24 protein-coding genes and 1 other annotated feature are annotated in these 21598 nt (G+C 45.0%); of the genes, 1 reads left to right on the top strand and 23 read right to left on the bottom strand.

The genetic code is table 11. From position 1 onward, the window contains the following. Window positions 1-3 precede the first annotated feature (3 nt). From H70737_RS23420 to H70737_RS23525, 22 genes are all read right to left on the bottom strand, one after another. Window positions 4-441, bottom strand: coding sequence for an ACT domain-containing protein (locus tag H70737_RS23420; protein ID WP_042130552.1), 438 nt, complete (start codon window positions 439-441; stop codon window positions 4-6). Between the two features lie 158 nt (window positions 442-599). Next, window positions 600-1961: a zinc ribbon domain-containing protein gene (locus tag H70737_RS23425; RefSeq protein WP_042191153.1), complete on the bottom strand. Its 1362-nt coding sequence runs from the start codon at window positions 1959-1961 to the stop codon at window positions 600-602. 54 nt (window positions 1962-2015) lie between these two features. After that, window positions 2016-2786, bottom strand: a complete 771-nt coding sequence (locus H70737_RS23430) for a helix-turn-helix domain-containing protein (RefSeq protein WP_042191156.1) — start codon at window positions 2784-2786, stop codon at window positions 2016-2018. A 14-nt stretch (window positions 2787-2800) separates the two neighbouring features. Continuing rightward, window positions 2801-3547 carry a hypothetical protein gene (locus H70737_RS23435; RefSeq protein WP_042191158.1) on the bottom strand — a complete coding sequence of 249 codons (747 nt, stop codon included), beginning with the start codon at window positions 3545-3547 and terminating at the stop codon, window positions 2801-2803. Between the two features lie 11 nt (window positions 3548-3558). Then, window positions 3559-4878, bottom strand: a complete 1320-nt coding sequence (locus tag H70737_RS23440; protein ID WP_042191160.1) for an SPFH domain-containing protein — start codon at window positions 4876-4878, stop codon at window positions 3559-3561. A 312-nt stretch (window positions 4879-5190) separates the two neighbouring features. Then, a complete protein-coding gene (obgE, locus tag H70737_RS23445) occupies window positions 5191-6501 on the bottom strand; it encodes a GTPase ObgE (protein ID WP_042191162.1) in 1311 nt (436 codons plus the stop codon). Window positions 6502-6516: 15 nt separating this feature from the next. Further along, window positions 6517-7257, bottom strand: coding sequence for a Spo0B domain-containing protein (locus H70737_RS30465; protein WP_042191164.1), 741 nt, complete (start codon window positions 7255-7257; stop codon window positions 6517-6519). A gap of 282 nt (window positions 7258-7539) precedes the next feature. Then, window positions 7540-7851, bottom strand: coding sequence for a 50S ribosomal protein L27 (rpmA, locus tag H70737_RS23455; protein ID WP_042130564.1), 312 nt, complete (start codon window positions 7849-7851; stop codon window positions 7540-7542). Between the two features lie 17 nt (window positions 7852-7868). After that, window positions 7869-8204, bottom strand: a complete 336-nt coding sequence (locus tag H70737_RS23460; RefSeq protein WP_042191166.1) for a ribosomal-processing cysteine protease Prp — start codon at window positions 8202-8204, stop codon at window positions 7869-7871. 12 nt (window positions 8205-8216) lie between these two features. After that, a complete protein-coding gene (rplU, locus tag H70737_RS23465; protein ID WP_042130566.1) occupies window positions 8217-8528 on the bottom strand; it encodes a 50S ribosomal protein L21 in 312 nt (103 codons plus the stop codon). 14 nt (window positions 8529-8542) lie between these two features. Beyond that, window positions 8543-8628 (bottom strand) — a sequence feature (ribosomal protein L21 leader region). 62 nt (window positions 8629-8690) lie between these two features. After that, on the bottom strand, window positions 8691-9932 hold the full coding sequence (locus tag H70737_RS23470) for an Rne/Rng family ribonuclease (RefSeq protein ID WP_042194404.1): 1242 nt from the start codon (window positions 9930-9932) through the stop codon (window positions 8691-8693). A 58-nt stretch (window positions 9933-9990) separates the two neighbouring features. Continuing rightward, on the bottom strand, window positions 9991-10833 hold the full coding sequence (locus H70737_RS23475) for a M50 family metallopeptidase (RefSeq protein ID WP_042191168.1): 843 nt from the start codon (window positions 10831-10833) through the stop codon (window positions 9991-9993). Next, window positions 10826-11689: a M23 family metallopeptidase gene (locus H70737_RS23480; RefSeq protein WP_042191169.1), complete on the bottom strand. Its 864-nt coding sequence runs from the start codon at window positions 11687-11689 to the stop codon at window positions 10826-10828. Before H70737_RS23480 ends, H70737_RS23475 begins: the two co-directional genes overlap by 8 nt. A gap of 177 nt (window positions 11690-11866) precedes the next feature. Then, a complete protein-coding gene (minD, locus tag H70737_RS23485) occupies window positions 11867-12661 on the bottom strand; it encodes a septum site-determining protein MinD (RefSeq protein WP_042130573.1) in 795 nt (264 codons plus the stop codon). 5 nt (window positions 12662-12666) lie between these two features. After that, on the bottom strand, window positions 12667-13326 hold the full coding sequence (minC, locus tag H70737_RS23490) for a septum site-determining protein MinC (RefSeq protein WP_042191171.1): 660 nt from the start codon (window positions 13324-13326) through the stop codon (window positions 12667-12669). 80 nt (window positions 13327-13406) lie between these two features. Continuing rightward, the gene (mreD, locus tag H70737_RS23495) at window positions 13407-13937 is read right to left on the bottom strand and encodes a rod shape-determining protein MreD (RefSeq protein ID WP_081383060.1); all 531 of its coding nucleotides are present in this window, start codon (window positions 13935-13937) and stop codon (window positions 13407-13409) included. Continuing rightward, the gene (mreC, locus tag H70737_RS23500; RefSeq protein WP_042191173.1) at window positions 13937-14815 is read right to left on the bottom strand and encodes a rod shape-determining protein MreC; all 879 of its coding nucleotides are present in this window, start codon (window positions 14813-14815) and stop codon (window positions 13937-13939) included. The genes mreD and mreC overlap by 1 nt, the downstream gene beginning before the upstream one ends. A 62-nt stretch (window positions 14816-14877) precedes the next feature. Next, a complete protein-coding gene (locus H70737_RS23505; protein WP_042191174.1) occupies window positions 14878-15912 on the bottom strand; it encodes a rod shape-determining protein in 1035 nt (344 codons plus the stop codon). Window positions 15913-15951: 39 nt separating this feature from the next. Then, window positions 15952-16641, bottom strand: coding sequence for a RadC family protein (radC, locus tag H70737_RS23510; protein ID WP_042191176.1), 690 nt, complete (start codon window positions 16639-16641; stop codon window positions 15952-15954). A 24-nt stretch (window positions 16642-16665) separates the two neighbouring features. Continuing rightward, the gene (locus H70737_RS23515; protein WP_042191178.1) at window positions 16666-17262 is read right to left on the bottom strand and encodes a Maf family protein; all 597 of its coding nucleotides are present in this window, start codon (window positions 17260-17262) and stop codon (window positions 16666-16668) included. Window positions 17263-17296: 34 nt separating this feature from the next. Continuing rightward, window positions 17297-17542, bottom strand: coding sequence for a DUF4321 domain-containing protein (locus tag H70737_RS23520; RefSeq protein ID WP_042191180.1), 246 nt, complete (start codon window positions 17540-17542; stop codon window positions 17297-17299). A gap of 240 nt (window positions 17543-17782) precedes the next feature. Next, window positions 17783-19018 (bottom strand): SPOR domain-containing protein, encoded by a 1236-nt coding sequence (locus tag H70737_RS23525; RefSeq protein ID WP_052404396.1) that lies wholly within the window; start codon window positions 19016-19018, stop codon window positions 17783-17785. A gap of 216 nt (window positions 19019-19234) precedes the next feature. Between H70737_RS23525 and H70737_RS23530 the strand changes: the two genes are divergently transcribed. Then, window positions 19235-20221 carry a diaminopimelate dehydrogenase gene (locus H70737_RS23530; RefSeq protein ID WP_042191182.1) on the top strand — a complete coding sequence of 329 codons (987 nt, stop codon included), beginning with the start codon at window positions 19235-19237 and terminating at the stop codon, window positions 20219-20221. A 94-nt stretch (window positions 20222-20315) separates the two neighbouring features. Here the strand turns inward: H70737_RS23530 and H70737_RS23535 are convergent, their stop codons facing one another. After that, window positions 20316-21500 carry a glycosyltransferase gene (locus H70737_RS23535; RefSeq protein ID WP_042191185.1) on the bottom strand — a complete coding sequence of 395 codons (1185 nt, stop codon included), beginning with the start codon at window positions 21498-21500 and terminating at the stop codon, window positions 20316-20318. Window positions 21501-21598 lie beyond the last annotated feature (98 nt).

Below are 21598 nucleotides of genomic sequence, written 5' to 3' on the forward strand. Positions count from 1 at the left end.
TCTCTATCCCTGTCCAACGATTAGGGCGCGCTTCACTCCCGGAATATTCTTCAGACTATCAAGCATCTCTCCGAGCTCCTCATTCAAATGTGAGATTTCCACGGAAATCACCACATTCGCTCGTCCTTGTAGCGGAATACTCTGGTGAATCGTCAGCACGTTAGCCCCATGCCCCGCCACAGATCCTAGAACCTTGGAGAGCATCCCCGATTCATGTTCCAAATCCATGGAGATCGTAACAATTCGCTCACGTTCGAGCTGATGGATCAGGTGAATGCCATCCTTGTATTTATAAAAAGCGCTCCGGCTTAATCCTACCTGTTCTACACCCTCATGTACGGTCTTCGCATCCCCGGCCTCAAGCAATTGTTTGACCTGCATAGTCTTAAGTACGGCATCAGGTAATATGTCCTCACGGACCAAATAATAGCGTTCTTTCACGAACGTCCTCACCTCAAAGACTTTTGTGTTTTCTTAGTGGACATTATATCGGAAAAGACTTATAAAATGCAATAACTTTATATGTATACTCTGAGGCCAGGGAGTACGGTGCAGCAAAACCCCCGGATTCCCGGGGGCAGCAGGCAATCGTATGTACACTAACTGTATGGAATCGTCGTCCCGCAATAGTCACAGATTTTATCCTGCCCAGGAAGTACTCTACTCTTAGCACCGCAACTCGGACAAACGATGGATTTCGGCAGTTGGACAGGTGGCTTAGGCCTATTCTCCGGTAATGACTGCCGCCCGGATGATGGCTGGTTCTCTGATGCCGCGGAGGGCTGTGCCCGGTCAGGATGCACAAGATTGGGCGGTTGTTTATCTAAGAGCTTAACACGTCCTTCATAATAGACAAGATCAGAAGCAAGTAACCCCCATCTCACCAAATACCGTAGGTCTCTACGTACATCATCTTCACTTTGTTTCGTGATATCAGCTAAATTACCAATATGTCTAACATCATCCACTATGATCAGCATGAGATACTTCTTGCACAGAAAATCAAAGTTTTCTGTTGCGAAGGTAGCCCTCCCTGCAAAGCTGTCCGCCGGAATTATAAAGATCAAGTAGAGGACCACCAGAATGATCAATAAAGTGAACCACTTAAAATCCCCTTTGTAGGTCCCCACGGCGAAGAGGACGGCAAGTTCCATAAAAGCTCCCATACATACATGATAGAGCAATTTGTAGTTAAATGATTTCCGCTCATTCTTATAATGAGTGCTTACAAAACGAAGCATCGCAAGTACAAACCCAAGCGGAGCAAACAAATAGGCAATCGCCATGATGATTCGATCAAACACTGTCCGGTCTCGCTTGTTACGGTAGCGAAGGTTATTCTCAGGCGCACGCACCAGTGCTTGTGCCCGTTTGGAATAAATAAGCTTCGGCGGCAATTTTACAAATGGATTGTCTACACGTCCTTCATAATAAACAATATCTGGAGAAAGTACTCCCTGATCTTTTAAATATTCCAAAACCTCGCGGACGTTCTCTTCACTGAATCCGCGAATATCGGATAGGCTGCCGATATGCCTTATGCCGTCCACAAGAACCAATGCGATATAGTCATTGCAAAGATAGGTGAATCCCTCTCTCCATCCTACGGCCCTAACCGACAATTTGATGGCGGGAATCCTAAACAATGCGTAGATAATCACCAGCCTGATCAAGAGTGCGACATAATCGATTTGACCGAGTAGCTTGCTAATAATGTAATAGATCGCCAATTCTACAAAGGCACCCATACACGCATGATAAAACAGGTTAATATTGCTTGCTTTGCGCTGTCTCTTGGAATGTGTAGATAATAACCGAATGGCAGCCAATATAAAGCCAACCGGAGCAAATACATACGCAAACACAATAGTCGTATAATCAAACGCCGTCCGCTCATATTCGTGCTTATATATCGGTTTGCCTGTTGTTGGTGGCTGCCTTCGTATATCCAATTTACTCATCTTTTATCTCCCCTAGTTAAGTTATATCTACAATGCTCAGGGAGAACCTTGGCATTAACTGTACGATATCATCGTGCCACAGTATTCACAGCTCTTAGACTGACTAGGCTGAACCGTGTTCTGTGCTCCGCAGCCCGGACAACGGATGGACTTAGGTAGCTGAGGTGAGGACTGAGGTTGAGTATGAATCTGCTGACCCGAAGCTTGAGCTCCGAAGCCTGATGTCCTTCCAGAATGAACAAGATTAGGCGCTGCCATGGATGGATCTGGCGTCTGGCGCCCCTCGGAAAGTACGATATCAATATCCAGTAATCCTTTATTCTTGAGATACTGGACATCTCTCCGTACATCGCTTTCGCTTTGGCCTATCCGTTCAGATATACTGCCGACATATCGGATATTTTTATTTTGAATCAGCTCTATATAAGAAGTGTTAAGCTTAGAAAGTGTATATTTAGCTTTTGCTGTCACACTCGCAAGAATAAGTGCCGGAATCAAAAATATGACTGCAAGGAAAATCTGGATCGTTAATAATTCGGAAGTTCCAGTGTTTCCACTCATGGTATCCACAAACATTGCAATAGAGAGTTCAACAAATCCTCCGATAAATACATGCATGATCAGATTTAGATTGGTGGGTCTCCGATGATTTTTATAATGAGTTAGCATCAAACGTAACAATGCAAGAACGAGTCCAATGGGTGTGAATAGATAAGCTGCCGCAAGAATGACGTAATCAAACCCAGTCCGGTCTAATTTAATCAGAGGAACCGCTGCACTCCCCGCTGGGGTCGGTGACGGCTCTTGTATGTTCAATCTGTTCATGTAATTATTTCCTCCTATTTAAGTGCCGCTAATTCCCGATTTCGCCGCTCTAGTGTAGCTTTAATACTGTCGGCCATTTCGTTGATTTCAGCTTGCCAGTTCTCATGTGGCTCATTTGTCATGAGCAGAAGCTTCACATGATCATGCAACAGGGAGATCTGCTGATGCATGATATCCTCAGTAGCATATAAAGATGGATCTGATACAGGATCACTGAACTTGAATTGATCTCGTAACTTATTGAGCACTTTTACAAGCTGTTCAGTTTCAGGATTCTTCCAGCTGCTTGCCAGCGTACTGATCTCGTTTATTTCACTCTGATGCTGCCGAAAAGCTTGCAAGGACCTCTGCATTTGCTGTTCTTCTGTTCCGGCATTCCATCCATAAATCCCGATCACAGCCAGTGTGATTCCACCAATCAAAAGAATCAGCAATTGAACGGCAGCATACCACAGAGGGGATAACTCCATTAGCCAATCGAAGACAATAGCCGATGCGAATACTCCAACCGCATAAATCCCCGTGATGAATGCACCGCTGAGAAGAACCGGTGAGGTCCGCTGCACACTACCTGCAGTACGGAGCCAAAAAATACAATAGCCATACACCACACTCTCCGCCAGCAGAACAGCGACTAGCGAAATCACGAATCGAAATAGTGATTCAGAGAAGCCTAACCCTATAAAGGAGAACACCGTTAGTATTATAGCAGCCACATAAATAATGGTGATGATACGAATATAGCTTTTGCCCTTGTTCATAACGTCCTCCTTCAGCCTGCTTTTGTTCCACACTCTGCACAAAATTTCTGTCCAGGCTTCAGCTCATGCCCACAACCTCCGCATTTAATAACCAAGCTATCTCCACAGTGAGGACAGAATTTCACCCCTGGTGATACCATTTCTCCACATTTACCACAGGCTTTAGGCATTTCTTTTCCACAAGAGACACAGGAAGATGCACCCTCAGGATTATCTGCTCCACAGGTTGGACAAGCACGATAAGGATTGCCACAACCAGGACAGAACTTGGCTCCTGCTTTCAATTCATGTCCACATTCCAAACAATTGATCTTGTTTCCGGACGATGCGCTTTGCTGAATGCTCTCCAGAGCATGCCCACAGCCACTACAGAACCTTCCCTCAACAGAATTCATAACCCCACACTTCGAACAGGAGCGCTCTTGGCGCACAACTGTAGTCCCTGAATCAAAACTCATCCCTCGGGTCATACGATTCACCATATCCATAGCCGGTCCAGCGAATCCCATACCAAGTCCAAGCCCCATCCCGGTGTTCATCATGCCTACTCCAAGATTACCAGGATTACCTGCTGCTTTTTCCATCGTGTTAAAGCCACGCTCCTGCTGATAGTTGAAGCCGATAATATCCATTTCTGCTTTTTTAGCTAAAGCTTCCTTTAATCGAATCGTTGCCGGATCATCATCAGGAATATTAATGGAATCAATATAGAAATTATTCAGCTCAAGTCCATTATCCAGAAAAGTTGATGCTAGCCGCCCCTGGATATGCTTTGAGATCTCTGCAACATAGGCATTAATCTCCAGTATACTGATTTGCTTATGTACAAGGTAGGATGAGATCAGTTCATTTATATTTGACATAAGCAAGCCGCGGAAATAATTCACGAGCGTATCGTGATCAAACTGAGGAAGCGTTCCAACAAGCTGCAACAAAAATTTGCGCGGATTATCAACCTTTACACCAAACTGTCCGAAGGAACGAACAGAAATCATAATTTTGTATTTAGGATCCTGGAGTTGTAAAGGTGCGCTGGTTCCCCATTTAACATTCATCGAATTGGTCTTGTTCACATACCATACTTCTGCTGTGAACGGCGACTTCCCACCGAAAGGAAGATTGACGATATTAGATAAAATAGGAATATTGGCGGTGCTCAGGGTGTGCCGCCCTGCCGTAAAGGAATCAAGCGCTTGTCCGCCCTTGAATAGGATCGCTTCCTGAGATTCATTAACGATTAGCTGCGTCCATGTCCCTAGCTCTTGGTTAGGATATTTCCATGCGAAAATCCCCGGAGGACCGTCGTACTTCACCACTTCTATAATTGCCATCTGCTATTCCCTCTTTCATCATCTATGATATATGAATAACGTATGCGTTCCCGGATGGGAAATTGTGTATTTCGATATTAATTGTATACGATATATATCGTGATTTGGGTTCTTTTCACGAAAAAAATATACTCGATATGGAAACAAGTATAAACGACTTTGCCGTCCTTATAAGGACGGTAAGCGTTTAAGCGAGAAATATAAAACACATAGTATGGTGTGAAACTTATACTTTCTTATATTTAAAAAAAAGCGCGGCTTGTGTCTTCCTCTACAGGAGAACACAAGTCGCGCTTTGTAATCAGCTAAATATTAATAGTAGCTGCTATTCTCTACGAACTCGAATTCGAACTCACCAATACGGACAATAGTTCCCTCTACAGCTCCACGTTTACGAAGCTCTGCATCTACACCCATATGCCGCAATGTCCGGGCGAGCTTTAGAATCGCATCATGTGTGCTAAGCTGCATACGTTTCAACATTTTCTCGATACGAGGGCTGTTGACCACATATGTTTCATTATCACGTGTAATGGTGAACGAGTTATTATCTTCCGCTTCTAGCTTATAAACCTTACGTTCAGTTGTTCCTGATACTTCTTCAACTACCGGTGCCACCGGAATACTATCAAGAATATCCGTTGCACGATATAACAGTTCCTGAACACCCTGACGGGTAAGCGAGGAGATTGGCATAACCTCAAGATCCGGACGCAGCTCAGCTACGCGTTCTCGGAAAGCGATGAGATTCTCCTCTGACTCTGGCATATCCATTTTATTCGCGGCCACGATTTGAGGACGATCAATTAGAGCCGCATTATATTGCTTCAGCTCGTCATTAATGAGAACCCAATCCTCGAAGGGATCACGCCCCTCTGAACCAGACATATCCACTACGTGAATAATGATCCGTGTACGTTCAACGTGACGCAGGAATTCATGACCAAGCCCTATGCCTTCACTAGCTCCCTCAATTAATCCTGGCAGATCCGCCATTACAAAGCTTCGTCCATCCCCAACATCTACTACACCTAAGTTCGGTGTAATCGTAGTGAAATGGTATGCACCAATCTTTGGTTGAGCTGCGGATACGACCGACAGTAGCGTAGATTTGCCCACACTCGGGAAGCCTACAAGTCCCACATCAGCCATAACCTTAAGTTCCATAACAATATACCGCTCTTGACCTTCTTCGCCGTTCTCTGCTAGCTCTGGAGCCTTATTAGCTGCTGTTGCAAAACGAGCATTCCCACGACCCCCACGACCCCCACGGGCAACAACAACTTGCTGACCATGACGAGTCAAATCGGCGATGATCTCTTGAGTATCATCGTCAATTAACATGGTTCCAGGTGGAATCCGCACGATCATATGATCAGCGTTCGCCCCATGCTGACTTCTGTTACGTCCTTTAATCCCTTTGTCCGCTTTAAAATGGCGTTGATAACGGAAATCCATCAGCGTACGCAAGCCCTCATCTACGCGGAAGATAACGTCGCCACCACGGCCACCGTCACCACCTGCTGGACCACCATCCGGTACATACTTTTCCCGGCGAAACGCAACGATACCATCCCCGCCGTCTCCGCCCTTAACATAAATCTTAGCTTTATCTACGAACATTAATGTTCACCTTCCTCACATTTCAAGCGGCAAACGCAGCTCTACATAAGCCTTGCTGGGCTTAAACTGCTCCGCTTTCATGATTTTCCCTTGTACTATATTATAAATTTGCCCTTTGAGCTGCTCGGGATTGCCATGCTCTCCCTCACCTTCGAAGGAGATAAGAATGTCTCCTCCATCCTGAATAAAGCCAAGACGCAGCTTGCGCGTTTCACCCTGAGGAGCCAGTCCGTTATATTGATAAGCTCGTACGGTCTGCATGATCACTGAAGTCAGCTCATCTCCTGCTTCCCGGTTTAGCTTCTCCTCCAGTTGCAATCCTTCCTCCACTTGAACTTCCAGTTCCAGACTAGTCCGGTAAGTTCGGAAAGATTGGATATAGAAGACCAATGAAGGAATGCCCAGCTTAGCGATACGACTATCAAGCGCTATGCGTTCCTTTATTCTTTCCACACACTCCACGGATTTATCAGGCTTTCCAAGCTGAATATATCCGTAAAGAATCTGCAAATCATTCATCCAATCATGACGATGATGATTCAGTGTCCGAATCGCCGCCTGTTGCAGAGTGTTCTCTTGTATACGGAGTTCCCGTTCCCAATGACGCTGATTCCAAATCAAATTGAAAGCAACCGTTGCTGCTACCCAAATTCCAAGCAACAGACACGTCAAAAGGGAGGTATGCCAATACACGAGTCCTAAAGGAAGCATTACGGATAACATGACTGCCCAGATTGCACTTTTCCAGGATTTCATTCTTTCTCCCCGTCCCTCAGTTCGCAAAATTCATGACTTCGTTTAGATTATTACCCTCATCAATTACCATTTCCTAGTATAACACAGCAGTTCCCTGTAGTTCACCAGAGATAACCGTGAGATTTCACATATGTCTAAGGATGTTTATGTTTTCTTAAAACTCTGAAGGTATACATTTCTAAAGTGCTCAAAGAGGTATCCACAAACGCTTCTGAATATTCTACAAAAAAGCCTCCGGCACTCATGCCGGAGGCTTCTACATGCAAATATGGTTCCGTAAGCTTACGCTTCCAGTGCCGCTGCTACCGGAGCGACATCAACTGGGTATACGCTCACTTTTTTGCGATCGCGGCCCCAACGTTCGAACTTCACTACGCCATCCACCAATGCGAACAACGTATCATCTTTACCGATGCCTACGTTAGTGCCTGGATGAATTTTTGTTCCGCGTTGACGAACCAAGATGTTACCGCCGGTTACTGCTTGACCGTCAGCACGTTTCACGCCAAGACGTTTGGAATGGGAATCCCGTCCGTTTTTTGTGGAACCTACACCTTTTTTCGATGCGAACAATTGAAGATTCAATTTCAACATGTTGTCAACCTCCTTCTTTAAATATTTACTTGCTCTATTTGAAGATACTTTCCGTATGATTCTGCGATATCATTTAGCATCACGACCATGGATTCAAGCAGCAATTGCACCTTCGCGGAAGTATCGAAATCATCAATGGAACCTAATGTTCCACTTAGGAATCCGTTCTTCATGGATGTATCCATGGAGATTCCGGTCAAAGTCTCAATCGAATTGACGGTTCCAACCGTTACGGCCGAAACACCGGCACATACGATATCTTCGCCACGCTTTGCATAACCCGCGTGCCCTTTTACCTCAAAGCCAACGATAGTTCCTAGATCCGAAGATCGTGTAATCCGTACGTTAATCATTCACGCACCTTCTTACGCTTGAATCTTCTCGATAGTTACTTTCGTGTACGGTTGACGATGGCCTTGTTTCTTGTGGTAGTTCTTCTTAGGTTTGTATTTGTAAACTACAACCTTAGCGCCTTTACCATGTTTCTCGACTTTAGCTGTTACAGACGCGCCGCTTACGAGCGGAGTTCCTGCAGTCAGACCACCTTCGTTAGAAACAGCCAATACACGGTCAAAAGTTACACTTGCGCCGTCTTCAGCTTCCAACTTCTCAATGAACAAAACATCGCCCTCTTGGACTTTGTATTGTTTACCGCCAGTTTCGATAATTGCATACATTTTACTTGCACCTCCTCATGTCTCAGACTCGCCTAGTCTAGGTGGCAGATTCCCGTGGGAACTGCACTTATGTACCCGATCGGAGCGGTTACAGCATGTGCAGGACCGAATCAATCAAACACATACTTGAAGATATTATCATACTTATCGCCCATCGTCAACTCATTCCATCCATTCTCCAACTTTCCCAGTCCCTCCGCAGCACTGACAAAGGATAGGTGCGAAGCTGGCTGAATCATGTCTTGCCTTCTTCCGGGTCATCTCGAGGAGTCCAAGTCTTGTCCAACCGAGAATATGGGTTTTGGTTCGATCCTTGCAGATCACTTTCTCCAGCCGCTCGGTAACCATTTTACGGTGTATCTCTTCTTCCATATCAATAAAATCAACAATAATAATTCCGCCCGTATCTCGCAAACGGATCAGACGACCAATCTCCTCTGCTGCAAGCAAATTAGTATTCGTCACCGTCTCTTCAAGGGATGCTCCTCCAATGTATTGCGCGGTGTTCACGTCAATAACGGTGAGCGCCTCCGTCTCATCCCAGATCATTGTCGCTCCGCCCTCCAGCGTGATCTTGCGACTGAAGCTCTTGTGCAGCTGTTCCTGAACCCCATAAGCTGTAAAAATGGACTCCGGTCCATTATATAAACTCACAGGCTTGTACCCATCAGGTGCCATGTCATCCAGAAATGCCTTGGCTTCTTTAACTGCAACTGGAGAATCTATAATCAACTGATCACGCTGTGGATTAAAAGCATCTCTTATAAAGCGCTGAACAATACTAAGATCACGATGAAGTAGAGCTGGGGCTTCTGCAGTTTGTGCCCGACGTGTAATGTTATCCCATTGCGCACGTAAAAATGAAAGATCACCCTCCACTGCTTCATGCGGCTCATCCTGAGAGACGGTCCGCATAATAACCCCCTCTTCTTTCATTCGCAGACGTTCACCAATTCCTTTGAGCCGGCTACGTTCTGCATCGCGACTTATTTTTTTGGATACCCCAACATAATCGGCAAAAGGCATGTACACCATCCAACGACCGGGCAATGTATAATGGGTCGTTACACGCGCACCTTTGCCGCCACTAGGCTCTTTTCTTACTTGTACAACAATATCCTGACCCGGCTGCAAAAGCGTCTCGATAGAAGGCTTCACATCCGGCTGTCTATCCAAATGAGGGTGCAATACATCATCAACATATAAAAAAGCATTCTTCTTCTGTCCAATGTCAACAAAAGCAGCCTGCATACCTGGAAGTACGTTAATCACACGGCCTTTATAATAACTTCCGACCAGCCCTTGTTGCTGATCGCGTTCAGCCGCGTACTCCACAAGCCTTCCGTTCTCCAGAAGAGCCATTCGGGTAATGTGCTGCGTGCAGTGAACGATCATCTGTTTCATGGCTTCACCTCTGGTTTCGTTCATTCATTCATCCCTTCTCACGCTCTGCATAAATACACTACATTCCGAAGTAGGTAGATATTAAGCGCTGTTCCGGCACAACAGCAACAACATTTCCTTCGCCGTTTAATACATAGATAAAATGATATTGATTACGTTTAAATAGACGCAATATAGCATCTAAAGGTTTCGCAGATAAGGCAACAATTGGACGAGCCACACTTCCTGTCCGCAAATGATACTCATAAACCGCCTCCCTATTCATCAAAAATGCAACAAATCGGTACGGTAAATTCCGATGATCCGTGAGATTTGAATACAATAAAAAAGCACCGATCATAACCATGTTCAGCCTCAAGCCTCCACCTGCTCCAAGAGGCAATAGCGCATAAACAATCACAAAAATGCTTGCAGCAACGCTCACTCGTCCGCTCCATAGCAAAGTATAGTAATAAGGAAGAAATAAACTAACTGTAGCCTGAAGTACTTTGCCTCCGTCAAGTGGCAGAACAGGCAAAAGATTAAAGAGCGCAATGATGGCATTAGCATTTATAAAATAGACTAAAAATTCCTGATTACCATAACCTGCTTGCTGAAGCCCAAGAGCCATAACAATCATGATGCCATTTTGCAGCGGACCGGCAAGTGCAATACCAATCTCACGACTAGCGGTGAGCCGCCCATGATCCTCAATAACCGCAACTCCGCCAAACGGAAGAAGCTGAACCGATTTGACTGTAACACCAACTAAAAGGGCAGCCACCACATGTCCCATTTCATGAATGAGGACGATCGTAAATAAAGTTAGCAACTCCAGAAATTGTCCTGTGAGTACAGAGAACAACATAATGATTACGAACAATGGATGTAGTGACAGATCGATCCCTAAGATCCTAATCAAACGATACCACTTCTGTAGGATCAATATAAGTCTTGTCTTTCATCACTGCAAAGAATAGCGTTGGAGCTGAGGAGCCCTCTTTCTCCAGCATCCACCCGAGTTCATCTCCACTCTGAATCCAGTCATCAATCTCCAGCTTAGTGCCATTTAAATGTCCGTATTCTGCTGTGATTCCTCCAGAATGTTGAACTGCAATTCGAATGCCACCGTCCAATTCTTTGGAAATGGAAAGAACACGTCCCATGTCTATACTCTTCACCGTCACATTTGAGGTTGAATCGATTTGAGGCATAATTTCTACACCTTTTAGCGTGGAAGCAAAGGGCTCCACAATGCTTCCAGCTACCGGAGCACTAAGCTCATGTTGAGCTGCTGCCTTTTGAGCAGGTTCGTCTTTGTCACCAAATATCGGTATGAACGCCGGTGCACCATTAAAATTCTCCTCATACCAGACCCGCACTGCTGTGAAATCCATGTCATTACTCAAGGCATCACTAATAAAGGCTTGGACTTTATAGGACCATGGCTGGTGAACTGTAAAAACTCCCCACACCGCTCCAAACACAAGCACACTGGCTATAACCCGTCGAATAAAACCGGAAGAAAATTTAGAACCTCCTCCTCCTGGTTCCTCCCAGCCACCCCGTCTCTCTTTCCACATCACTTCCGGATCAGGCTCTATAGATGATTGCTCCTCATTTTTCTTAAACCCCGTACCCCACTCCTTGAAGCTCGTACTCTTTTCGGGCATAACGAATAACGGAGGCACCTCTGCTGTTTCTATATTCGGGATTTCCTCCAGCAAACTACGAATACGCTCCTTGCGGCGATTTTTGATATCTGATTTGAGATCCATGTTTATCCCTCCGGACGGGCTTGTTTTACTTCCATTTTATGAAGCACGGAAGTCTCTTTAGAACAAGCCCACCCAAGGTGGAGCACTTAAATACCACTAAATAAATAAATCCCACCCATAGATTTCTCTAGTGGTGGGACCGTTAATGCTTCTATAGTAAGATTGCTTGGTGCAGAATTAAGCCATACCGAAAAATTTCTTGAACTTCTTAAATGCTCCCGGTTTCCGATCAAGCTGCATTAGCGGCACAGCATCACCTAAAATTCTACGAGCAATATTGCGGTAGGCAATAGCTGCTGACGAATCGGGATTCATAACTGTAGGCTCTCCACTATTTGCGGCCTTAATGACCAGTTCATCATCCGGAACAATTCCGATAAGATCAATATTCAACACCTGTAAAATATCCTCAATATCAAGCATATCCCCAGACTTCACAAGACCTGGGCGAATACGATTTACCACCAGCTTTGGCGATTCCACATGTGACTGCTCAAGCAGTCCGATAATACGATCCGCATCCCGCACAGCAGCATGCTCTGGTGTGGTAACCACGATCGCTTTATCCGCACCGGCAATCGCATTGCGGAAGCCATGTTCAATCCCTGCTGGACAATCAATCAAAATATATTCATATTCCTTCTTCAGTTCGAGAATAATATCTTTTACTTGTTCAGGAGTGACGGACGTTTTATCCTTCGTTTGAGCTGCGGGCAACATATACAACTCATCAAAGCGTTTGTCTTTAACGAGTGCTTGATTTAGGCGACAACGACCCTCCGCTACATCCACAAGATCATAAATAATACGATTCTCAAGCCCCATTACTACATCCAGATTACGCAGTCCAATGTCGGTATCGACGAGACATACTTTTTTACCCTGCAGTGCAAGTGCGGTTCCAATATTGGCTGTTGTGGTTGTTTTGCCAACTCCGCCTTTGCCCGAGGTTACGACTATCGCTTCTCCCATGGAGGCTACACCCCTTTAAACACATTTAAATCCTGACGTACTTTGACTAAATTATGAATTTTATCGATTTGCATAGCTCCGTTCGTTAAATATGCAAACTCCATACTGCTTTCTCGGGTTTCCCACTCATCGGGAGGACGACTGATAATATCAGCAATTCGCAGTTGTGTCGGAGACATTAATGAAGCAGCGATAATCGCCTCTTCATTTCCATCTACTCCAGCATGCGCCATACCTCTAAGTGATCCTAGAATATAGATATCGCCTGAACAGGTAATAGTTCCTCCTGGGTTCACATCCCCCAGATATAAAAGATTTCCATCATGGTGCAGCACCTGACCGGAACGAAGAATCCCGCTCATAAGAAACAACGCGTCATTATCCTCACTGCCGGGCACTGGAAGCGCCTCTATGGAACGAATCAGTAGATTTCCCTGTCCCTTCAGAATCTCCAGCACAGCTTCCTTATCTTCCTCAGTTACGGGACGATTGCCCAGCTTAATATCTACATGGACAATCGGTCCAGTCAAAATATTTTGATGGCTGTGCTCCAGCTTATAGCGAAGCTCGCTCAGAAGATCTTCGAAGGGACACTTGTCGTCTAGCAGGAATATCAGGCCATCCTTGATGCCCTTAATCCTTACATGCTTGGATTTTACTGTCATATGCCTGGCCCCCTATCCTCATTCATTCGTGCCGGGCCCCTTAAATTCCTGCTTTATTAAGAAAGAAAATAGAAGCTTCTTTATGCCGCTTCTTCCGTACTCTTCTCTTTCTTGATCAGCTCAAGCTGGCGTCGTAACGGTATGTAGAGGATCAGAGCAATAGCAAAATGAAAGAGCATCGTTGGTAGCATATGATTCAAAATAGCCCAGCTATAAGGCTCCTGATTGAGATTGAATACACTATAAATACCAAATAACACACTATCCTCTAGCAAGCTTCCGAGCAGAATCACAGTCATCATAAGAGGCAGTGGAGCACGCGGAATCTGAAACAGAAGGCCGATTAAATAAGCCGACAGACCCATCGCAAAAGAATGTGCTCCTAGAATTCTGCCATAAAAAACGACATCATGTAATAGTCCGAAAGTTAGGCCCAGTATAAGCGCTGTATGACGATGATGATATACAGCCACGAACAATAGCACAACGAACACAAGATTCGGAATAATTCGCATCTGCCATACATCTGGAATCAGCCAAGGCAGAATGGTTCCCTCCAGAATGAACAAGAGGAACAGTAACAGAACAAGAACAGATCTGCGCATATTCACTATTCAGCACGCTCCTCCGTAAAAACAACAATCAGCTGCTTCCAGTCTTGAAATTCTGCTGAAGGCTTAATCACTGCTGTGGAGGTTAATCCAAATTCACCAACCTCAACGCTTTCAACTGTACCGATGGTCAATCCTCGCGGATACAATCCCCCAATACCAGAAGAAACGATAACATCCTTCGGCGCAATAGGATCACCTGGCGGGATCTTGTTCATCAATAACTTGTTTGTCTTCGGATCATAGCTTTCAATCATACCAAAGGTTTTGCCCTCTTTGTTAATAGCGGTTGCCGCAATTGGCGGCTGAGAATTAGGGTCATTCGTATCCATCATGGTCATCAGCTTCACCGTAGAGGTGAAATTGCTGACTTGACTAATAACACCAACCAAACCATCCACCGAAATCACAGACATATTTGGTCGAACGCCATCTTTAGCGCCTAAATCGATTACAATCGTACTATTGCTTGGTTCTGTTGTCTGACTAACCACCTGCGCAATATGGTATTGATATTTATACAATTCCTCCTGAGCTTTCGTGAACTTCAACTGTTCCTTTAACTGCTCATTTTCTACCTGAATGAAATTGTATTGCGCTTTATCACGTGCATATTGGGCGGCTAGAATCTTCAGCTGCTCATTTTCCTTAGAAAGATCTTTCAGATTTCCGATATCTTCAAACAAGCCCGCTACATATCCAGCGGGCTTGTAGAACATTTTTTGCACGAAACCAGTAGTATCTCTAAGAAAGTTCTCCGGCCAGGACAAGGAACTCCTTGATGCCAAGCTGAAGCCCATCACCACAATGAACAGCACCAGTGTAATCAACAGAATAAACAGACGTTTATTGCTTAAGAGTTTAAACAGTTTCAACACCCTCTAACAACAGTATTTCTCCCATAACAGGGGTTGACGTACACAAGTGGCAATACATAGGCTTATCTCTTAGAGCGAAGACTGGAACTGCTGCGACTCTTGAACAAATGGATATTATCAAGCGCCTTTCCTGTTCCAATCGCTACACAATCCAGAGGGTTCTCAGCGACAATAACTGGCATTCCAGTTTCACGCGCAAGCAGTTTATCCAAGTTACGAAGCAAGGCGCCTCCACCTGTCAAGACAATCCCGCGATCCATAATATCTGCTGCGAGCTCCGGTGGACATTTTTCCAAAGTTACTTTAACAGCTTCAATAATAGAACTCACTGTATCGGACAATGCTTCACAGATCTCATCAGAAGTAATTGTAAGCGTCTTTGGCAGGCCTGTAACGAGATCGCGTCCGCGAATTTCCATAGTCTCAGCTTTCTCAAGTGGCAAGGCAGAACCTACATCCATTTTAAGCTGTTCCGAAGTACGTTCACCAATCATCAGATTGTACTGACGTTTGATGTACTGAATGATGGACTCATCCGCTTCATCACCCGCAACACGTACGGAACGACTAGTAACAATACCGCCGAGTGAAATTACAGCAACTTCAGTAGTACCTCCGCCGATATCAACAACCATACTTCCTGTTGGCTCCCATACCGGTAGATCTGCACCAATCGCTGCAGCAAAAGGTTCCTCGATAATGTAAGCTTCGCGAGCACCAGCTTGTCTAGTAGCATCTTCTACGGCACGTTGCTCTACAGCAGTAATGCCGGATGGTACGCAGACCATTACATTAGGGTGACGTTGGAACATAGAACGTTGTTTCTGTGCTTGACGAATAAAATATTTTATCATCGTAGCCGTTGTGTCAAAATCAGCGATAACGCCATCCTTCATCGGACGGATCGCACGAATGTTTCCCGGTGTACGACCGATCATCTTTTTAGCGGATTCACCCACGGCTTCAATCGTCTTAGTGTCAGTGTTAATGGCTACAACGGAAGGCTCTCTTACAACGATCCCCTTACCGCGTACATAGACAAGCGTATTCGCTGTCCCCAAGTCAATTCCTAAATCTTTCGTAAAACTACCCAACATGCTAATTCTCCTTTTCCTAAGTAAATCTTCACATTTATATTACATGTGTCCTTTTTCTTTCAAGCTTACAAAGCTGCTATCACCGATAATTAGATGATCTAACACGTCAATCCCGACAATCTCGCCTGCCTGAAGCAGTCTTGAGGTCAAGGAGATATCCTCCGGACTAGGCGTTGGATCACCACTAGGATGATTATGTGCGCATATGATAGAGGCACTACTACATTTTATAGCTGCTCGGAATACCTCACGAGGATGAACAATCGAAGCATTAAGACTGCCCATAGACAACGTTTCTTGTCCTATCACATGATTCTTCGTATTCAGAAACAAGCAGACAAAATGCTCCTTCTGCAGATAACGCAATTGCTCAGTCAGTATCTCCGCAGCGTCCTCAGGACAACGGATAATGACCGGCATGTTAAACCTGGAGTTCGCAAGGCGCCTTCCAAGTTCGATGCCTGCTTTTAGTTGCACGGCCTTGGCAGGGCCGATACCTTTGATTTCGGTCAGTTCTTCGATGCTAAGGTCAACTAGCCCACGCAGGCCACCGATTTTCCCCAGCATCTGCTGTGCAATATGAATAGCCGATTCACGGCGTGTTCCCGTACGCAGCAGAATGGCTAACAACTCCGCTTGACTTAATGATTCCGCCCCATAATGCATCATGCGCTCTCTTGGTCGTTCTTCATGGGGGAGGTCCCGCAGCATTACTGATTGCGACTCCATCCCTATCCCTCTTTCCCAAGCTTCCTACCGGTTCAATACAGTTATACCGAACTCGGACAGCATTTCGCCAAGAAGCGACAGCGGCAATCCGACAACATTGAAATAACAGCCTTCAATTCGTTCCACCAAGGTGGAGCCAAGCCCTTGTATCGCATAAGAGCCAGCCTTATCAGCGGGCTCTCCCGTAGCTATATAAGCAATAATTTCATTCTCCGTCATTGCTCTCATCGTTACGGAAGTAACACGGTGCTCCACTATAGTCTTTCCATGCGGAAGTCCAATACAGGCTACACCCGTGTATACCTTATGATTCCGGCCCTGAAGTCTGGTAAGCATCGATTTACTGTCCAGCTCGTCCACCGGTTTGCCTAGCACAGTGTTATCTAGTACAACAATCGTATCACTACCAATAATTACTGCGTTACGCTCTCCTGCTGCAGCCACTACAGCCTCTGCTTTTCGCAGAGCCAAACTGCGCACGATTTGCTCCGGCGTAAAGTCCGGTGGTGTGCTTTCATCAGCTTCGCTGGTAATGACCTCAAAAGGCAAGCCCAGTAAAGACAAAAGCTCTCGTCGACGCGGTGAACCTGAGGCTAAAATAATGTGTTGTGAGTTGTCCACGTTGTAAACGTCCCTTCTTGATCAGTAACGAGAGTTACAGTCTTCGGTACAGCCATACAGCTGTAATAATACCGACGAGACTTAGCATGCACAATTTCAAATGAATAGTGATGTCATAGGTTATGATGTCCAAATCGGCTCGCGGAGACCACTTAAGCACAGTCGATGTTGTTAGAAAAGAAAGAGCCTTTACCGGCTGCAGTAGCTTGGCGATCCAGGCTCCAGCCAGCCAGCCTAGAATTAGAAATAACAGCAGTGTTCCTACATTTTTCTTCTTCATCTCAGTCTTCCCTCGCCATTTTTTGACACCCTAATTATTATACGGTGAAATTGTGATCAATACAAACGTAAAATCCCTTACGGTAATGTTTACCACCATTTGCACTAAAAGTTGCGGAGCGATACCATCCTCCGTATCAATTATAGTTTAAGTTATATAGGGATAATTTCCTCTTTCGCGCCAAAACAGCAAGCCCCCACATCTGGAGGCTTGCTGTCTTTAATGTCAACAATCTATCAGTTAATTCATTGCAGTTAGCAGCTGTTTCTGGCTAGTCAAAAAGCTCAGCATCGATTCTTGCACTTCCCAAAGTAGGCCCTGAGCCTTGTTCTTGTTATATTCACTCCAGGCTGATATCCCTTGGCTCATTGATTTCTCTAACGCTGCGCAAATGCTTTTGGCTTCAGGAGATACGCCTTGTTCCAGCACTTTTACAGCTTCACTCCATTGCAGATGGAGATCACTCATAGCGGGGGTATTTGCTGTCGTACTAGTTTGGCCAGCGCTAAGTAAAGAAGCAGATTGACTGCTTAGTTCACTGAGCAGTTGCCCACTCACGGAGAAATAGTTCTTCACTTCCTCTGCATTACCGGTATAGACAAGCTGTTCAGCCCCGGGAAGTGCCACCTCTCTCACATACAGCTCAATACCCTGATTCTTTAGTCCGCTGCTAAGTAGCTTGGCCTGTTCACGGTCGGATGACATTCCAGCATACACACGATTGCCGTCGGCAGGATCCATACCCGCGGCCAAACCTGCAGTTAACAGCTCCTGACGAGCCTCTTCAGCGCCTGCAGGTGTACTGAATACTCCGTACTGCAGCAGATAATAGCTTTGCGCAGCTACTTGAACTGGGATGGTGTTCTTCCCTGCATTTTCAGTACCCGTCACTGGTAATCCTGATGTACCTACACCTGCCGGATCTTTAGCTCCACTGGACTGCACTGAAGTAGCCGCAATGTCTGCTGTCCCATTTCCAGAGCTACTGTCCATATTCCCTCCGTAAAAGAAAGAAAGTGCAGCATAACCAAGCAGTACCCCTGTGCCGATGGCTCCCGTAACAGAAAGAGCTAATTTCCACCAATACGAAGGACGTCGAGTATGATAAGAGCCTCCGTAACTGCCAGAGGATACATTCTCTAATTTATCCCTGCTATCCGAAACCATATCTGACAGAAGATACGATTGCTGTGTATATCTAAAATCCTTATCCTGTTCGTCCCATTCTTCCTGGCGTGGATCTACAGTACCCGAGTAATAGTCATAGGAATCTTCCGGTGGTGCCTCATGCGTGGAACGAAAATCAGGCTCATAAAGCCATGTTTGCTGTGCTGGACCTACCTCTTGACGCAGTCCCTCAGCGTACTCTTCAGCTGTACCCAATCCGCCATTTGACCAGCGCTCCACCACTTTAGGCTTTGGTTTAGGCTCGTCCTTGTTCACGTCAAATCGGAATGTCATTCTTCCGTTATTCAACAGTTACACCTCACCTCATCTAATCTATAAGTAAATATATGATAGACAATAGAGAGATATGCTATTTTTAAGCCATAGGAATTATGAAAGATTATGCAGATTCAGTTTACATTACATGTACCTTTTATATACTATATAAAAAGAGCTAAAAGTGTACACTATACTAGGTAAGCTAGAAATGATGCTTTAGTTCACTACTGATTAGGAGGGCTTCTTCTGAAACAAAAAATTCAAGCAGCTATTGTAGGCTACGGAAATTTAGGAAAAGGTGTACGTAAGGCTATCAACCAAAGTGAAGATATCGAGCTAGTTGCGATCTTTACGCGCAGAGAACCTGGACAACTGGAAGCCGGAGAAGCCGGTGTGAAGTTCGAACATATCTCTGCCGTCGAACAATATAAGGGTAAAGTGGATGTTATGATTCTATGCGGAGGATCGGCTACCGATCTGCCAGAACAAACACCAGCCATTGCCCGGATGTTTAATACCGTGGACAGCTTTGATACTCATGCCAAAATCCCCGAGTTCTACGAGACCGTTGACGCCGCAGCTAAACAAGGTGGAACACTCAGCGTAATTTCTACTGGTTGGGATCCAGGCTTATTCTCAATGAATCGTCTGCTCGCTGAAGCTATTCTTCCACAAGGTAAAGAATACACCTTCTGGGGCAAAGGCGTTAGCCAAGGCCACTCCGATGCGATCCGCAGAGTAGATGGAGTTAAAGCTGGTGTACAATATACCGTTCCTGTACAAGAGATTATTGAGGCCATTCGCGCTGGTGAAACACCAGAGCTTACCACTCGTCAAAAACACCTTAGAGAGTGTTTTGTAGTAGCTGAAGCAGGGGCAGATCAAGAACGCATTCGTGCAGAAATCGTGAATATGCCGAACTATTTTGCAGATTATGATACTACGGTTACTTTCATCACTGAAGAAGAATTGGCAGCTCAGCATAGCGGAATTCCGCACGGCGGGTTTGTTATTCGCAGTGGTGTAACAGGGGAAGGTACGAAGCAGATTGTTGAATTCGGCCTGAAGCTGGAGAGCAATCCAGAATTTACAGCTAGTGTTCTCGTGGCCTATGCCAGAGCCGCTCAGCGTATGAGTCAAGAAGGACAGAGCGGAGCGCGTACAGTATTCGATATTCCACTTGGAATGTTGTCTCCGAAATCTCCAGAAGAATTGCGCCGTAACCTGCTGTAAAATCATACAAAAATGAAAAAAACCGCGTAGGACCTTAAAACGTCCTCACGGTTTTTTTCATATACTGCAGGCAGTGCCTTCTCCGGTGTACCTTTTACACAAGACTAAGAATCTTATTCTTTACATAATTCACTTCGTAATCCTTCAACAATGTACGATGCGCCCGATCAGCAATAATCGTTGCCATCTCAGGATTCTTTAACAACGTTATTACACTAGCAACAACATCAACTGAGGTATTAGCAAGCAAAATATTACGGTTATGCTCACAGTTCAATCGCTCGCATACTATAGAACTAGTAACCACCGGCGTTTTGAGTGCCCATGATTCCAGAATGTTTCTGGAGACTTCACAACCTTCAAGGATCGGCACAAGAACCGCTTTAGCACGACGTATATAATCAGCAGACGGTTTCAAAGGTCCAGTGATAATGACCGATACATCATCCTTTACAAGCGTCAACACATCCGTATGAACCTCATGACCCGTGATGTAACACTTGATATCAGGCACTTGCTCTTTAATCAGAGGGTAGCTTTTCTTAAAGAAGTTTTGAGCAGCCTTAATCCCTTGTCTGGTGTTCATATTCCAGTGCAGAACCATTGAATTTTCTTTTGCAACAGGCTCAGTAAAAGCGTCGTATTCATTCATTTTTATGAAATGAGGAACAACATGAACTTTACGGGCATCCGCAAAGGATAGAGATTTGAATGAAAGGGCATCCCATTCCGAGGTTGCCAAGAGTACACCCGTTTTATTCATTAGTCTCCGCTTATTCCGCCGAACCAAAGCCTCATTTAGTTTATAATAAGGATTACTGCTGCTCGGCTTCCCAATTTCTTTTCCAACGGCAAGCCCGCTCTCAAAACGATACGTATCTGTAATAACACTGGCCTCAGGAAGCAGATTACGAACCATATCAATGCAATTTCCCAACAAGCTATGCGATATAAATACATGTCTGTAATTATTCGATCTACAAAGTTCCATGATGGTACTCTTCATGTCTTTCTCCGCATGACTCCGATTAGTGAAATTCCGTAATATATGTAAGGGACGCAGCATAGATCTCCACGAGGTAATGCACCCGTTAATGTAATGAACCGTTAGTGCAGTTCCATCATTTGTAGACATATCCTTGTGCGTACTGGCATACGTCAGCAAATCAATATCAAATTTCCCTAGCAAAATCTCGAGAATACTCCCTGTTCTCATTTCTCCTTCTAGATCCTCTGCGCTTTGATTCTGTGCTGAAAGGAACAGCATTCTTTCTCGCATGACTCTGGCTCCTTGAATTTTTTATATAAATCCTCTCTACTTATCACTGCAACTTTAGATGCAGTTCAATAGTAACTCATTTCACATAAAATTTTTGT

The organism is Paenibacillus sp. FSL H7-0737 (assembly GCF_000758545.1).
Lineage (GTDB): Bacteria > Bacillota > Bacilli > Paenibacillales > Paenibacillaceae > Paenibacillus_AQ.